Genomic DNA, 15,611 nt, shown 5'->3' on the forward strand with positions numbered 1-15,611 from the left:
TAGTGTATGTATTATTTCCTCTTTGTTAATACCCTAACAATAGTCGTTTTAGTCACAATTAAAAATAGAGAGTAATAATAAGACATCCCTTTTTTTGGTATATATGACGATTTTTTATTAACAAAAAAGCAGATCTCGATCACTATTTTAACTTTAGCTATATTTACTAGCCGTTCAATATTTACAGCATTTTTATCTAATCACTTGTTTAAATATTAATTATCACACTGATTTGTAATACAAATAATTTACCTATTATACTAGTAATATCATAATGTAACATAAAAAAGAACTTCATCACTGATAGTAAAGTGTCAACTAAACAATTTGTATAATATTATCTTTTCTTTATGAATTTTGAATGACTAATATATCTAACATTAATCATATTCTTATTTATTGGAACAAAGTAATATAAAATAAATTAGCGTTTATTTTTTATCATCTTTATTTTCCACAAAAAAATAAATAAAAAATCTTAAAATAAAAAAACTTTTAAAATTAAAAATAAAAAGAATTAATCTCTATATAAATTTAAAAATAAAACATTATTATTTATTAATTATAATGAAAGATAAAATATAAAAAATAATTAATATCAATAATGAATATATTAAATGGTAACGCACTTTGGTTTATAAAACTGATTTTTACAACACAGACAAAAAACATTAGAAAAATTTATGATTTTATAGACATTGAATGAGCTGGATACCAATGAAAAAAGCTAAGTTAGGCTTTAATGTATCGAACAAGTTACCAGTATAAGTAATAAAAAACTCTATTTTTACTATCAAAAATCATCTTGATAACAATAACAATAAATTAATTACATTGATAAAAGTCAAAAAACAAGACAAATACTAACTAGTTAGTAACAAAAATAGATTTTTTTTATATTTGTCACACAATTGATTTTATTCTATTACATCTTTCTAAATTTTTCCTACAATAGCCCACAACCTAACCTGACAATAGTTTAAGTAACGAATGCTTATATTGTTTCTTTAGGTAACTATCTTTTTTTCTTTATGATTTATCGTTTCAGCAAAATAGAAAACCATCAAACTAAGTGCCCTACACAAAACATAAATGACGAATGAATAGGTTTGCCGGTGCAGTGATAAACGATAAAAAATTGCAAACTTAAGGATAAAAATAATTATGTCAGACTATCTATCATTTTTACTGGGAATTGTTCCTTTAGCCGTTCTGATTTTTATGATTTTAAAAATGAAATCGGCCGTTCATCACGCTGTCCTCGTTTCGCTAATTATCACTGTGGCTCTCGCTATTTTTCATTGGAATAACACCCTTCAATTTGCCTCTGTATCTGTACTTTATGGTGCGGTAAAGGGGTTATGGCCGATTATCATCGTTATTCTGGCGGCTATTTACAGCTATAACCTAATGCTAAAAACAGGGGGAATGGAGGTATTAAAAGACGTATTAGCGGGGATCAGCGATGATAAACGCGTACAAGTTTTACTTATCTCTTGGTGTTTTGGCGGTTTTTTAGAAGCAGTTGCAGGTTATGGTACAGCAGTTGCTATTCCTATCGGTATTTTAATCGCACTAGGTTTTGATCCCTTTAAAGCAGCCGTCGCTTCACTAGTCGCAAATACGGTACCTACCGCATTTGGTGCCGTTGGTATTCCAGTGTCTATTTTGGCACAAAATACCGGCCTTGATGTATTGGTGTTAAGTAAAACCATTATTATCCAACTTGGTTTATTCAATATTCTATTACCTTTTGTCATTGTTGCTATTGCTGGTGGTGGTATTAAAGCCATTAAAGGTGTCGGCTTTATTACTTTAATGTGTGGGATCAGCACCTTAATCCCTCAATATATTGTCGCAGCTAATTTAGGTGCGGAATTACCTGCCTTTGCAGGAAGCCTAGTCAGTCTGATTGTGGTTATTTTCTTGGCTAAACGCATGAAAACAGGCCATGATAAAAGTAAACAGCCAACAAAACACTCAGCTAAAGAGCTATTAGTCGCTAGCTCTATCTATCTGTTTACTTTTATTTTTATCTTAGCCTGCTCTCCGCTATTCCCTACAATCCAAACCGCAGTAGGAACTATTGCAACTAAAATTCCTTTTGTATTAAGTGATACTCAAACTGAATATCAAACTATTGCTTGGTTAAGTACGCCTGGGGTATTGATTATTTTAGCGAGTTTTGTTGGTGGCACTATTCAAGGTGCAAGCCTTTCAACGCTCTTTTCTGTATTAGTAAAAACCACAATTCAATTAAAGAACTCCATTATTGCCATTATGGCTATTGTTGCGATGGCAACGGTAATGGATTTCAGTGGCATGATTGGTAGCATTGCGGAAACATTAGTTAACTTTACTGGCGCTGGATTTATCTTTATTGCCCCAGTCATTGGTGCACTAGGAACGTTTGTAACCGGAAGCGATACAAACTCTAACGTACTATTTGGCAAGCTTCAAACCAGTGCAGCGGCAAAACTCCATGTTGATCCCTTTATTCTCGCAGCGGCTAATACCTCTGGGGCGACTGGCGGTAAGATGATTTCACCACAAAGCATCGCGATCGCCGTTTCGGCGACCAAAATGGATGGGCAAAGCAGTGCCATTATGCGAGAAACATTAAAATATTGTATTGCCTATATCATCATCCTAGGTGCCAAAATCGGCATTATTTATCACCTAATGAATTAACTATACAAGATAAGTGGTGGCTTATCTTGGCTATCACCTATCGCTTTGACATAACGAAAATAAAGAAAAATAACCAATAAGAATTTTATCTTAAATAAAAATGACAACATCTGAGCGATGTTTTGGAGTTCGGTGAATGAAAGTTAATTTTTATGCAACCTGTCTTGGTGATGTGCTAAAAGCAGATTCGGCACGAGATACCGTATTATTGCTCGAAAAATTAGGTTGCGAAGTATTATTTCAAGAGCGCCAGGGTTGCTGTGGTCAGCCAGCACTTAATAGCGGTTATGTTAATGATGCAAAACCCGCAATGAAATCATTAATTGAGACATTAGAAGTTAATGATTATCCGATTATTTCCCCTGCAGGCTCATGCACTTATGCGATTAAAGGCTATCCCAGCTATCTTGCCGATGAGCCTCAATGGGCGCAGCGAGCCCAAGGTGTGGCCGATCGTTTAATTGATCTTACCAGCTTTATCGTCAACACCTTAGGTGTGGTTGATGTTGGCGCCCGCCTTGCGGGTAAAGCGGTTTATCATCCCTCTTGTAGTTTAACGCGAAAGTTAGGGGTTGTTAGTGAACCTTTAACCTTATTAAAACATGTTGAAGGACTCGAAATGTTACCTTTCGCCAATTCAGAAACTTGTTGTGGTTTTGGCGGCACCTTCTCAGTAAAAATGTCAGAAATTTCCGGTGAAATGGTCACTGAAAAAGTAAAACATATCATGGAAGTCAGCCCTGATTACGTCATTGGTGCAGATACCAGTTGTTTAATTAATATTCAAGGCCGTTTAAGTCGTGAAAAGCGTCCTGTCAAAGTGCTGCATATTGCACAAGTTTTAATGAGTCAATAAGGGGGCTGCAATGTCTATTAAAACCAGTAATATCGATTTTAGACCACGCTTAGCGCATGAAATGAATGATACCATTATGCGTAACGCCGTTGTTATGGCACAAGAGCGCATTGGAGCCAATCGCCAAATAATGGTAAAAGAGTTAGGTGATTGGGAAGCGTGGCGTGATCGTGCAGAACAAATCCGTAACCATGTTCTTGAAAACTTAGACGCTTATCTTTATCAATTATCAGAAAAAGTGACTGAAAATGGCGGTCATGTCTATTTTGCCAAAACAGCAGAAGATGCGACACGCTATATTTGTAACGTTGCCAAACAGAAAAATGCCAAGAAAATCGTCAAATCAAAATCGATGGTAACCGAAGAAATCGGTATGAACAAAGCCTTACAAAATGAAGGTATTGAGATTATCGAAACCGACCTTGGTGAATATATTCTGCAACTGGATAACGATCCCCCTTCTCATATTGTTGTGCCGGCGATCCATAAAGATCGCTACCAAATACGTAAAGTACTAAATGAAAAACTAGGTTATCAAGGTAGTGAAACCCCTGAAGATATGACCCTTTTTATCAGGCAACGTATTCGACAAGATTTTCTTTCTGCTGATATTGGAGTCACAGGTTGTAACTTTGCGGTTGCAGAAACGGGCTCTGTCTGTTTAGTAACTAACGAAGGTAATGCACGGATGACGACCACATTACCTAAAACCCATATTGCCGTTATGGGGATGGAACGTGTTGCGCCTACTTTTGAAGAAGTCGATCCACTGATCACGATGTTATGTCGTAGTGCGGTTGGCTCACGCCTAACCAGTTATAACACTTGGGTAACTGGACCTCGTGAAGCGGGTAATGTTGATGGCCCTGAAGAATTTCATTTAGTGATTGTCGATAATGGTCGCTCTGAAATTTTAGGCTCACAATTTAAAGATATTCTACGCTGTATCCGTTGTGGAGCCTGTCTAAACACCTGTCCTGCTTATCGTAATATCGGTGGTCATGCTTATGGCTCTATTTATCCCGGCCCTATCGGTGCGGTTATTTCGCCACTCTTAGGAGGCTATAAAGATTTTCATGACTTACCTTACGCCTGCTCATTATGCAATGCATGTAATGTGGTCTGTCCGGTCAAAATCCCTTTAGCACAATTGATCCTTAAACATCGTCGAGTCATGGCGGAAAGTGGTTTAACACCAAAAGCTGAGCGTCGTGTAACCGGTATGTTTAATTACATTAATGCGCACCCCACGCTTTGGAAAGTTGGCATGAATGTAGGGGCTAAGATGGCGGGCTTGATGATCAAAAATGGCTCAACTCCAATCAAGATAAGTGTACTCAATGATTGGATGGCATCACGTGATCTCCCAAAACCCGATGGTTATAGTTTCCGTAGTTGGTTTAAGCGCCACAAAGCAGAAGGAAAAAAATAATATGTTAAACGAACAAAATCGTGCTGAGTTTCTGCAAACTATTGCTCAAAAATTAGGACGTGAGGTGACGCATACGCCAAAACCACAAGATCCCCCTATTAATAATTTAGCTAAAACACGCTTAACAAATTTAACCCAAGATGAATTATGCAAAGAATTTACTGATTTTGCACAAACCCAGCAAGTAAGATGCGTTATCACTAAACCAGAACAAGTGATAAATAGCTTAATAGCGCTTTGTGAAAGCTATGATTGTCAAGGTTCAGTGATAATAAGTGGTGATGAGCGCTTAAATGCACTTGGTGTAACACAAGCTATTAGTGAAAAATATGAAACTTATATTTGGGATCCTAAACTCGGTCATGAAAATATTATTCATGCTGAGCGCTCTCAAATAGGGATTGTCTTTGCGGAAGCGGGATTAACAGAATCTGGCGGGATTGTGCTGTTTTCTTCTCCGGAAAAAGGGCGTTCTGTCAGCCTGTTACCTGAAACCTCGATTGTTATTTTACGCAAAAGTGACATTTTACCGCGAGTGGCTCAACTTGCAGAGCGTTTACACAAAATGGCACAAGATGGGATCAGAATGCCTTCATGTATCAATTTAATTGGTGGTGCAAGCTCAACGGCTGATATTGAATTAATCAAAGTATGGGGAGTTCATGGTCCAGTTCATGCCGCTTATCTTATTATTGAAGATTGTTAGTTTAAACGAAACAATATAAAAACGATAACCAAATAACTTAACGTCATGGTCAACGGATTGACCCAAATACAAAACACCTTTTATACAGGTGTTTTGTATTTATGGCTTAATTAGTGAGTAATAATTTAGCTCGCCATTGATTTAATTTTATTTCACAAGCCAGCAGTACTTCATCAGCACCATTGCCCCCCATCATTAAAGCAGATTGACGTTGGCATTCACTACTTCTAAAAAGAATAAACTGCTCTTGTGAACTGACTAATGCATCAATAGCACTTTTAGCCGCGATAGAGTCACTATCTTCAAGGTCGCCTTTGCTTTTATTATAGATAACATTCAACTGCTCTTCAGATAATCTTAGTTCATCTAATAGACAAGCTTTAATGGTTGTTTGGCTTGCATCTGTTGACAACTCATAACATTTGGTCAGGGGATCGTGATTTACTTGAGCAAAGGAGGAAAAAGAGATCAAACTCATTGTGAGTAAACTGTAAGAAATTAAAAGCGTACCTATCTTCACGTTGGCTCCCAATAATAAATTTTTTACTAAATTTGACTGTCAAATATAAGGTATTAAAGAATTAACACCACATCTATTAGTGCGAAAACACAAATTTAGGATATGTCGCATTAAGTGTAGAAAATAAATCTTAATAAGAAGTAAAACTATAATTAATAAGTCTTTAAATCTATCTATTTTATTAGTATTTTTTATAAAAAAAGTGTTTTAATAATAATCTTAGTAAGCGTTATATTTATCTATTGAGAGGATAATATACAAAACATCAGGTTTAGTGTTTTTTTCTCGATTTAAGTCAATTTTTTTTGATCCTCCGAAGTTCTATTTTTAGCAATAGAAGCAAAAAAATAGACTTTTTTTACTTGATGTCAATAGCCAAACAAAGCGTTTTGCAGTAATCTCATCGCTGATTTTTTGCTACTTTCACCCTTTAAAACCTCTGGTGGTATGACAAATATGTTGTATAAATTTACCCCCATTATTCTGCTGATAATTTCCAATATCTTTATGACTTTTGCTTGGTATGGCCATTTAAAGTACGGTAACAAGCCGTTAATTATAGTGATCTTACTCAGTTGGTTAATCGCTTTTGTTGAATACTGTTTTGCAGTTCCTGCAAACCGTATCGGCCACAACTATTACAGCGCAGCCGAATTAAAAACCATTCAAGAAGTCATCACACTAACCATTTTTGCTGTTTTTTCGGTGACTTATTTAGGTGAAAGTTTCACACTTAACCACTTTATCGGTTTTATTTTAATTGGTGCGGGTGCGCTATTTATTTTTAAGGGGCCATTTTAAAGAATAAAAAATAGCTGCTGATAAAATAAATGAAAATTTTCAAAACCTCATTTCGAAATGAGGTTTTTTGTTTTGTAGAGCCTCGTATCAGTCGAACAAAAAACAATCAAAATAATTGATTGCTATTATTAAGTACTAACCAGTAATTCATAGCAAGATTAAGTTATATCATTCAATAAATTACCACATCCCATATTATGCACTGCATTAGTAGAAATTTGACTACAAAAAGCAAATATTGCTCTTGAAAAAATATTTTCATTCAGCGCATAATAGCTAGCTAAGAGAGGCATTGTTTCTCTTTCTTTCTTTGTTGCTTCTCTTAAGTGAAAACGATTTTCAAAAACTTCTTATATTACTTTAAGGTCAGATAAAACGGTATCTGGTATGAGCAAACATTCTAACGATTTTATTTATATGCAGGATAATCCCTGTATGCATTGTGGTGCATGTTGCGCCTATTTTAGAGTCTCTTTCTATTGGGCTGAAATGAAAAGTGGTGGTGGTGTTGTTCCTGACGAATTTACCGAACCCTTAACCCCTTTTCTATCATGTATGAAAGGAACTAATGAGAAACAACCACGCTGTGAAAAATTGATTGGTGAAGTTGGTGAATGCGTGAGTTGTGCAATTTATGAACAGAGACCATCCCCTTGCCGTGAGTTTGAACAATCTTGGGCTAATGGCGTAAAAAATGAAGCTTGCGATCGGGCAAGAGCCGCTTTTGGGCTTCCTCCTCTTCCTAATATTTCTCTACCGCATTCTGCGTAGAACATCAGAGGGGCTAGCCCCTCCTGAGTCTCTTTGATCACAATTTTGCACTTCTTTGCACAAAATAAAGAATTTTCACTAAAAATAGCATTATAAAATAATAGGTTAGTTTGACTTTATTTATAAATCATCTAGTATAGAGAGTAATCAATTAATAACGTGTATTTAGTGAGGTTTTTTATTTAAAAATAGCAATAAATTAGGAGGTCACTATGATCAGTAGCTCATTTTTCATTCTTTTCCTTTCCCTTATTTGTTCCGTTGCCGTTGTCAGTATGTTACTCGGTGGCTTAGAGGACTAATTATGAATATTTCTGATGAAAATATTCTCCCCCAGAAATAGACGCCCATACCAAAATAATTATTTTTAGTATGGGCGTCTATTAATATTATATTAATTAACTTTCTTTTTATTTTGCTATTACTCGTTATTAGTAAATATTTTTATATTCTATTTAAATCTAATTTTAATAACTGTAATGACCGGTTATTTTCCACGAAAATAAAACATCTTCAGCGACTTGTCCAAAACCAATATTATGCATCACTAAATAGCGCTGATTATCACTGCTTTTCTTGTCTATGACGAGACCAATATGAGGACGTCCATTATCTAAGCGCCAGCTAACAATATCACCAGGCAAGTAGTCTGACGCCTCTTTGCTAATAGGTTTCACCTTTCCCTTGCGCGAGAAAAAAACTTCCAAATTGGGTACTCTGCGGTGATCAATATTAGTATCAGGTCGACTAAGTCCCCAGATACGTTTACTTGGGTAAAGTGCAAAATTGGCTTTGATATCTTCATGTAACAATTTTTGTAAATCAATGCCAATTCCTCGGTAACTACGAATAATCACATCACTACACACCCCATAATGAGCAGGCACATCACCATTAGGATAATTAATTTTACGGTAGGCTGGATCATAAATAACGGCTCTAGGTAGATCCGTTGCATAAGCCACCAGCTGTTTATTTTGTGTCGGTGTTATCGCTTGGGAAACAGAAATGGGTAAGATAATCAGAGAGATAAAGCTAAATATGAATATTTTCAAAGAATTATTTCCATGTTGTATCAATCGATGATAATTAAAATCATCTTTATTTAATGACTTTATCATTTGCTAAATAGTGGGGTAAAAATATGAGAAGGATCTTAATTAACCATGACGCATCAATAAAAAAAACCGAGTTACTCTTAAAAGCAACTCGGTTGATATCAAAGAATGAAAGTGTTTAACGCAATTAGTTAAGCACAATATGGCTTTTGCGTCGTAAACTGGCAAATAACATATATACAGCTGTCACTAATAACACGACAAAGAAAAAGTTCATAATGCCGTTACTTGCTTGTGACATAAACATACCAGCGCCTAATGGCCCCATTGCTGAACCCACGCTGTAACTTAATAGCATCACCTGAGTAATTGCCACAATATAGCTCGCATTAACATGATCACAAGCTAATGTGATAGCAATAGGATAAAGTGCAAAAGATGACATTCCTAATAAAGCTAATGCAATAATTAACACCACATAGTCATTAGACAGATAAGTCATGCCCATCGCAAATACCCCAACTAAGCACATCATGGCTAATAATAGGGTTTTACTCATCATCACCGACAATTTGCTAATAATAGGCTGAACAACCATACCACCTAAAATAATTGCTGCCATCAACACCCCAATTTGGTCGGTGTTAAATTGCCCTTGATTTAAAGCCAATGGCATCATGCCATAAATACTCCCCATCACAACGCCAGAAACCATACAGCCTACTAAAGAAGCTTTATTCAGCCGGCTAATCTGTTTAAGTGACAAACTTTTATGCTCGTGGCATTGGGGTTGTCCTTGTTTAAAAAACAAAGGAGGTAACACTGCAATTAATAGCAATGCCAATACCGCAATAAAAGGAATTGCCCCTTGCGTACCAATGGCACCAATAGCAAGCTGACCTAATGTTGTGCCACCATAAAGTGATGTCATATAAAAGCCCAAGCGTTTAGCTCGCTCTTTAGGATTATCACCAATTAATAACCATGATTCGACTACAACAAAGATACCCGCAACCGCCATACCACCGAAAAAGCGAGATACTAGCCATACCGATAAATAAGGTAACAGTGGCAAAATACTCACGGTGAATGCTAACAACAATAAAAACAGCACAAAAGAGAGCCTATGCCCTATTTTTGCAATAATAGGTTCGATCATCACTGAACCTATGAGTAATCCAATAAAGTAAATGCTTGCTAACCAGCTAGCATAAAAAGTATCAATACCAAAACTATCCATAGATAGTGGAATTAAACTCATTAAATAGCCTGATGCGATAGCAAATACCGTTAAACCCGCGACAGGTACTAATGTACTGTCACCTTTGCGTACCAAAGTAGTGTTCTGTTTCACTACCCTCGTCTCCACAATCAAAACGGTTAATCATGCGCTGTTTTCTCGAAGCCAGACATTGGCACTCCTTTCATCTAGAAAAGATGAAAGCAATAGTGATGAAAACAGTGGGTGGCGTCCCTAAGTTAGGGGTGCGTGAATATAGCTCGTTACTAAAAATAAATAAAATTATAAAATCTAATGCTAGCGAGTAATTTTATTTATCCTATCCGTTATTATCGTCCTTTCACGGTAAAAAAGTAGTCCTTGACGCAAATTATTTTTTAAAATTGAGAATAATCTATAGTCTTTGTGATAACAGCGCACAGAGCAGAATAGCGGCTATTTTATTAAATAAAACAGCCGTTAATAACAACGCTTATTCTGTACTTTGTTCTAAAGCGGTTTTGATTGCATCAGGGATTGAACTGCCATGTCCTTTCCCCGTAAAGAGGTAAAATTGGCATGTTTTGCCGGCATCAGTAAGATAATCACAGAGTTGTCGAGGAGTAAGCCAGCTACTACGCGTTTGATAGCGCAAGCGTTGCTCTTCGCTCATTTGAGAAAAATCAGGGGTTTCTTCTAATTCACCTAATGTAATTGTCACCGCAACATTATTGGGGATCTGTTGCCATTTATCTTGAGTGATCCACTCACCTTTTCCCCACCAAAGAGATGTGCTAGCGGCAATATAGCGTTGAAAAGCGTCTGGATGATTAAATAATACATATAGCGTAAACACGCCACCAAAGGAGTGTCCAAACAGTGATTGCTCAGTAATAGTGATGTTTTCTTGTGCCGTCTGTGCTAGTACATAGGGTTTTAATTGGCTTACCATAAACTGATAAAACTGTTCAACATTACCGCCTTTGGCAAAGGCTTCGCCATGTACTCTTGGGGTATAGTCGTGAGTTCTTTCCGCTATAAAATAGGCCTTTTCACCTACATAGCCTAGGCTTGCAATAACAGGCAATGGCTTTTTCGCTTGCGCTAGTGCTTCATTCACAATAAGTGGAAATTGTGCATTTCCATCAACACTATACAGCACTGTTGTCTTAGGCGTATTTTTGGGGATCGCAAGAAAAAAGCGATACTGCTTTCCTTGATGCTCAACCTCTTTTTCCATAATGTGATAATAGGTTGATACTTGTGGTGTGAGTTGAGGAACTTGTTGATTAGGTCTTGCTTGCACAATAGAAGATAACATTATCATTCCACATAACATTAGTATTCTCATCAATCAGATACTCTGTAAGTTATTATCAAATGATGGCAGTAAGCCCCATAATAAATGAGGCTTACCTTTATTGAGATAGATTAAAAACTATATTTGATATTTGCCCAATAACGACGGCCTTCATCAACGACCCAGTTCCCCCCTTTATCGTTGACCGCAGGACCCGTTTCATCAGTAATATTCAATACGGCTAAATTTAGCATGGTATTTTTATTAAAGTTATAGGTCATTCCTAAATCAAAGGTTGTATAACCACTACGATAACGAGCGCCAGTATAACCATTTCGTTGAGCCGCCCAAATTTGCTTACCAGTATAGGCAGTATTGGCATAGAAACTGGTAGCTTCATCGTATTGCCAATCAACACGCGCATTGGCGCTATGTTTTGGTGTCATATCCAATGGATAACCTTTTAATGATTCACCAGAGCCTAATTTTTCGTCATCACTTTTACGCTTAGAGTTGATATAAGTGTAATTAGCACTTACTCGCCAATTATCAGCGACAGGGAATGCAACCGCGGTTTCAATCCCTTTAATATTAGCTTTACCCACATTATCATATTGGTACAGTTTTAATCCGGTAATAGGATCGATTTCACCCGTATCGTAGTTGGTAAGCTTATCTTTAAATTCTGTATTAAAGAAGGTCACATTGGCGGTAAAACCATCACCATTGTCATAACCAACACCAATTTCTTGGCTAACCGAAGTTTCAGGTTTTAAGTCACGATTACCATACATAATCGCTCGCCCTTTTTCCGTTGATGTACCATATTGAGGGCTAATTTCTCGTAAACTCGGGGCTTTAAAGGCCTTAGCAATCCCTCCTTTGATGGTAAATTCGTCGGTTAAATGGTAAACCGCGTATGCTCTTGGGTTCCAGTGCTTACCATAGTATTCATGATCATCAAGACGTATTCCCCCAGTTAGGGCTAAATTATCTGTGACACTAAATTCATCTTCTAAAAATAACGCTTTTTGATCAGCGGTGATCGTAGATTGTTTGACCTCTTTACCACCGACTGAAGATTCGTCTTTTAAACGTGCATATTGGTATTGACCACCAAAAGTCATCACATTATCAGGAAGGAATGCGGTAAATTTAGCATCGAAAACAGTATTAGTGATTTCAGGGCGGCGATCTTCATAATATTTGTAGCTATTTCCTGTCGCTTTATCTACACCTTCCGTCTTTTGAACACGCTTGGTTTGCTCTTGATAAACACTTAACTCAGAGTGCAAAATATCAAACTGATTTTTATAAGTTAATGCCCAATGGTTACGGTCATTATTCGTTTCTAACATTTTGTTTTTATCAAGACGTCCACCACGATTGGTAAATTCGCTCATCGATTTACCCGGTGTTGTCGTGCGTTGTAGCGAATTGCGCCCAGCTTCTAATAAAATGGTTTGGTTATCTGTAGGAGTAAAGGCTAATTTGGCCGTAATATTTTTATTATCGTTACGCCCTTGCCCATACGTAATTTTATCTTCTGCACGTAAGTAGCTACTACCATAAAGTTGTAAACCTAATTTATCTTCAATTAATGGGCCTGAAAGATAAAAATCACCATTGATAGAATCTCCCGCGTCACGGTTATGTTGCAATGTTCCCCCCATGGAAACTGCACCATGCCACTCTTTAGTAACAGGCTTAGTAATAATATTAATCACACCGCCCATCGCATCTGAGCCATAAAGTGATGACATTGGCCCACGTATTACCTCGATCCGTTCAATGGCATCCGCAGGAGGAATAAATCCACCTTCATATCCACCACTCCCATTAGGGCGTGATTCACGACTATTTTGACGTCTGCCATCAACCAAAATCAGTGTGTATTCTCCGGGTAAGCCACGAATAGTAATTTCTTGTTTATTTGCATTACCATTCACACTGACGCCTTCAACCCCTTTTACGGCATCAGCAAGATCGTGTATCGGTTTTTTCTCTAATTGTTCTTTGTTGATTACCGTAATGCTAGCGGGTGCATCTGTTTGTTGCTGTGCAAACCCTGAGGCTGATACAACTAATCGTTCTACTTTATCTTCTTGTGCATGTAGTGAATAAGAAGTCATTAAAATACAGGCTGTTAAAGCACTTATTTTAAATTTCATAACAAATCCCTGAAGTCAAATAATGGTTATAGTAATGAGAATGATTAATATTATCTTAATCAATTGACTGTGAGAATAATTTTCTTTTGCAATTTAGTGATATTTTTTAATCTGCATCAAAGCAATTTAGAGCAACAAAGATAAGAAGATTTGAATAGGCATTGAAGTGACAAAAAAAGCAGAGCTATTGGCTCTGCTTTTTTTTGTAATACATTGATAAATAAAATTAATTACTAATTACCAAAATACAGCATAAAGCACACAGAGGATGATCATAATGATATAAGAAGCAATATTGAACCCACTTTGGGTTTTAAATGTTGCATCAGTTAATACAATCGCCCCTACGCTATCATCACTTTTCGTTGAGGTTAAGCTGACCAAACCAATAACAACCGCGGTGAAAATAAAGGTATACATCATTTGGTCAAGGAATGGCATTCCTAGTGGCATTAATTTTAGGAATAAAGCAAAAGGAATTGAGAGTACAACCCCTATAATTGCCCCTTTGGCATTAGTTTTCTTCCAAAATAGTCCTAACAAGAATACAGCTAAGATACCAGGACTCACTAAACCTGTGTACTCTTGGATATATTGGAATGCCTGATCAATGCCCCCTAACAGTGGCGCAATAAAGCAAGCAATAATCAATGCAATCACCGCACTAATACGTCCCACATTAACTAAGCGGGTTTCTGAGGATTTTGGCCCAATATATTCTTTATAAATATCCATCGTGAAAATAGTCGCGATAGAGTTAAGCATGGAAGCTAAAGAAGAAACGATAGCTGCTGCCAGTGCTGCAAACACAACCCCTTTAGCCCCAATAGGTAAGAATTGTGTTAACCAAGGATAGGCTTTATCCGCTTGCGCTAAGGTTGGGATATGCTCCTGTGCCATTGTTCCTAATCCTGCCATCAGCGTAGGATCGGTTGTGATAACAAAAGCTGCGATCCCCGGCACAACAACTAAAATAGGCACAATCAGTTTTAAGAAAGCGGCAAACACTAAACCTTTTTGCGCTTCATTAATAGATTTAGCAGCTAAAGCACGCTGAATAATGTATTGGTTAAAGCCCCAGTAATAGAGGTTAGCAACCCATAGCCCACCGATTAGCACAGCAATTCCTGGCAAATTCATAAATTGTGGGTTTTCTTTTGCTAAGATCATTTTAAAGTGATCTGGCGCGGCGGCTGTCATCTTACTTAAGCCTTCCATTATTCCTCCATCACCACCGATATAGCTAACAGCAAGTACGGTCGTGAAAAGTCCACCGAGGATCAGGAAGAAAACTTGTACAACATCCGTCCATGCAACCGCTGAAAGTCCACCGTAAAGCGAGTAGATAACCGCAAATAGTGCCAGACCAATAATGGCATACATCATCGGCACACCAAGAATGGTTTCTAACGCCAATGATCCTAAATACAATACAGATGTTAAGTTAACGAAAATAAAGAGTGCTAACCAGAATACGGCGAGGATCGTCTTTAAATTACGACTTTTAAAACGATTCTCAACAAATTCAGGAATGGTATAAATGCCTTTTTCAATAAAAATAGGTAAAAAGTATTTAGCAACAATGATTAACGTCAATGCTGCCATCCATTCATAAGATGCAATAGCAAGACCTATCGAAAATCCTGAGCCAGACATACCAATGAATTGCTCAGCTGAGATATTAGCAGCAATAAGAGAAGAACCAATCGCCCACCAAGGCAGTGTTTTACCCGCGAGGAAGTAATCCTTTGTTCCTTTTTTAGCTCCATCTTTTGAACGAGAAACCCATAATCCAAGGCTAATAATAATGATGACATAGAGGGCAAAGATTGCATAATCTATTGTGCTTAATCCAACACCTTCTGTATGCATAATATTTTCCTTTCAGACCCATAGAGAGAAGAGAATATTAATGTAAACGTTTCCACTTGCTTTTTCCGTTACTCCGTTCACAATTTTATCGCCTATGTTAAAAATCGGATCGATAAAGCACATAACAAACGATTACCTTAACTAATAAATCAACAAAATTCGCTGATTTCACTTTATGCTCTTTTAATTGAGAAAAAAGTCATCGCTAAAAATA

At 36.9% G+C, this 15,611-nt stretch carries 12 protein-coding genes; 6 read left to right on the top strand and 6 right to left on the bottom strand.

What is annotated here, in order from left to right:
• The first annotated feature begins 1,164 nt into the window (after positions 1–1,164).
• The 4 genes from PMI_RS09535 (at position 1,165) to PMI_RS09550 (ending at position 5,685) form a co-directional block, all read left to right on the top strand.
• Positions 1,165–2,691, top strand: a complete 1,527-nt coding sequence (locus tag PMI_RS09535; RefSeq protein WP_004243961.1) for an L-lactate permease — start codon at positions 1,165–1,167, stop codon at positions 2,689–2,691.
• Between the two features lie 136 nt (positions 2,692–2,827).
• Entirely contained in the window at positions 2,828–3,547 is a 720-nt protein-coding gene (locus tag PMI_RS09540) for a (Fe-S)-binding protein (RefSeq protein WP_004250412.1), read from the top strand.
• 10 nt (positions 3,548–3,557) lie between these two features.
• The gene (locus tag PMI_RS09545; RefSeq protein ID WP_004243964.1) at positions 3,558–4,979 is read left to right on the top strand and encodes a LutB/LldF family L-lactate oxidation iron-sulfur protein; all 1,422 of its coding nucleotides are present in this window, start codon (positions 3,558–3,560) and stop codon (positions 4,977–4,979) included.
• 1 nt (position 4,980) lies between these two features.
• Positions 4,981–5,685 (top strand): LutC/YkgG family protein, encoded by a 705-nt coding sequence (locus tag PMI_RS09550; protein WP_004250409.1) that lies wholly within the window; start codon positions 4,981–4,983, stop codon positions 5,683–5,685.
• A 106-nt stretch (positions 5,686–5,791) separates the two neighbouring features.
• Here PMI_RS09550 and umoC read toward each other — a convergent pair whose 3' ends face one another.
• Positions 5,792–6,205, bottom strand: a complete 414-nt coding sequence (gene umoC, locus PMI_RS09555) for a flagellar biogenesis regulator UmoC (protein ID WP_012368164.1) — start codon at positions 6,203–6,205, stop codon at positions 5,792–5,794.
• A 456-nt stretch (positions 6,206–6,661) separates the two neighbouring features.
• Between umoC and PMI_RS09560 the strand changes: the two genes are divergently transcribed.
• Both PMI_RS09560 and PMI_RS09565 read left to right on the top strand, forming a co-directional pair.
• The gene (locus PMI_RS09560) at positions 6,662–7,006 is read left to right on the top strand and encodes a DMT family protein (protein WP_004248496.1); all 345 of its coding nucleotides are present in this window, start codon (positions 6,662–6,664) and stop codon (positions 7,004–7,006) included.
• Between the two features lie 387 nt (positions 7,007–7,393).
• Positions 7,394–7,777 (top strand): YkgJ family cysteine cluster protein, encoded by a 384-nt coding sequence (locus PMI_RS09565; RefSeq protein WP_004243972.1) that lies wholly within the window; start codon positions 7,394–7,396, stop codon positions 7,775–7,777.
• A gap of 467 nt (positions 7,778–8,244) precedes the next feature.
• On the opposite strand, the gene PMI_RS09570 is transcribed toward PMI_RS09565, so the two are convergent.
• From PMI_RS09570 to PMI_RS09590, 5 genes are all read right to left on the bottom strand, one after another.
• Positions 8,245–8,898, bottom strand: a complete 654-nt coding sequence (locus PMI_RS09570) for a DUF1287 domain-containing protein (RefSeq protein ID WP_036895441.1) — start codon at positions 8,896–8,898, stop codon at positions 8,245–8,247.
• 124 nt (positions 8,899–9,022) lie between these two features.
• Complete coding sequence (locus tag PMI_RS09575) at positions 9,023–10,189, bottom strand: MFS transporter (protein WP_012368167.1); 1,167 nt, start codon at positions 10,187–10,189, stop codon at positions 9,023–9,025.
• Between the two features lie 358 nt (positions 10,190–10,547).
• Positions 10,548–11,375, bottom strand: coding sequence for an alpha/beta hydrolase (locus PMI_RS09580; RefSeq protein ID WP_232504887.1), 828 nt, complete (start codon positions 11,373–11,375; stop codon positions 10,548–10,550).
• Between the two features lie 110 nt (positions 11,376–11,485).
• Positions 11,486–13,525: an IreA family TonB-dependent siderophore receptor gene (locus PMI_RS09585; protein ID WP_004243977.1), complete on the bottom strand. Its 2,040-nt coding sequence runs from the start codon at positions 13,523–13,525 to the stop codon at positions 11,486–11,488.
• A 237-nt stretch (positions 13,526–13,762) separates the two neighbouring features.
• Complete coding sequence (locus PMI_RS09590; RefSeq protein WP_004243978.1) at positions 13,763–15,397, bottom strand: sodium/sugar symporter; 1,635 nt, start codon at positions 15,395–15,397, stop codon at positions 13,763–13,765.
• Between the last annotated feature and the right edge of the window lie 214 nt (positions 15,398–15,611).

The organism is Proteus mirabilis HI4320 (assembly GCF_000069965.1).
GTDB lineage: Bacteria > Pseudomonadota > Gammaproteobacteria > Enterobacterales > Enterobacteriaceae > Proteus > Proteus mirabilis.

Bases quoted from the DNA above. Each gene is read 5' to 3' on its own strand.
- PMI_RS09535 (WP_004243961.1), top strand. From the start codon at position 1,165: ATGTCAGACTATCTATCATTTTTACTGGGAATTGTTCCTTTAGCCGTT.
- PMI_RS09540 (WP_004250412.1), top strand. From the start codon at position 2,828: ATGAAAGTTAATTTTTATGCAACCTGTCTTGGTGATGTGCTAAAAGCA.
- PMI_RS09545 (WP_004243964.1), top strand. From the start codon at position 3,558: ATGTCTATTAAAACCAGTAATATCGATTTTAGACCACGCTTAGCGCAT.
- PMI_RS09550 (WP_004250409.1), top strand. From the start codon at position 4,981: ATGTTAAACGAACAAAATCGTGCTGAGTTTCTGCAAACTATTGCTCAA.
- PMI_RS09560 (WP_004248496.1), top strand. From the start codon at position 6,662: ATGTTGTATAAATTTACCCCCATTATTCTGCTGATAATTTCCAATATC.
- PMI_RS09565 (WP_004243972.1), top strand. From the start codon at position 7,394: ATGAGCAAACATTCTAACGATTTTATTTATATGCAGGATAATCCCTGT.
- PMI_RS09570 (WP_036895441.1), bottom strand. From the start codon at position 8,898: ATGATAAAGTCATTAAATAAAGATGATTTTAATTATCATCGATTGATA.
- PMI_RS09580 (WP_232504887.1), bottom strand. From the start codon at position 11,375: ATGTTATCTTCTATTGTGCAAGCAAGACCTAATCAACAAGTTCCTCAA.
- PMI_RS09585 (WP_004243977.1), bottom strand. From the start codon at position 13,525: ATGAAATTTAAAATAAGTGCTTTAACAGCCTGTATTTTAATGACTTCT.
- PMI_RS09590 (WP_004243978.1), bottom strand. From the start codon at position 15,397: ATGCATACAGAAGGTGTTGGATTAAGCACAATAGATTATGCAATCTTT.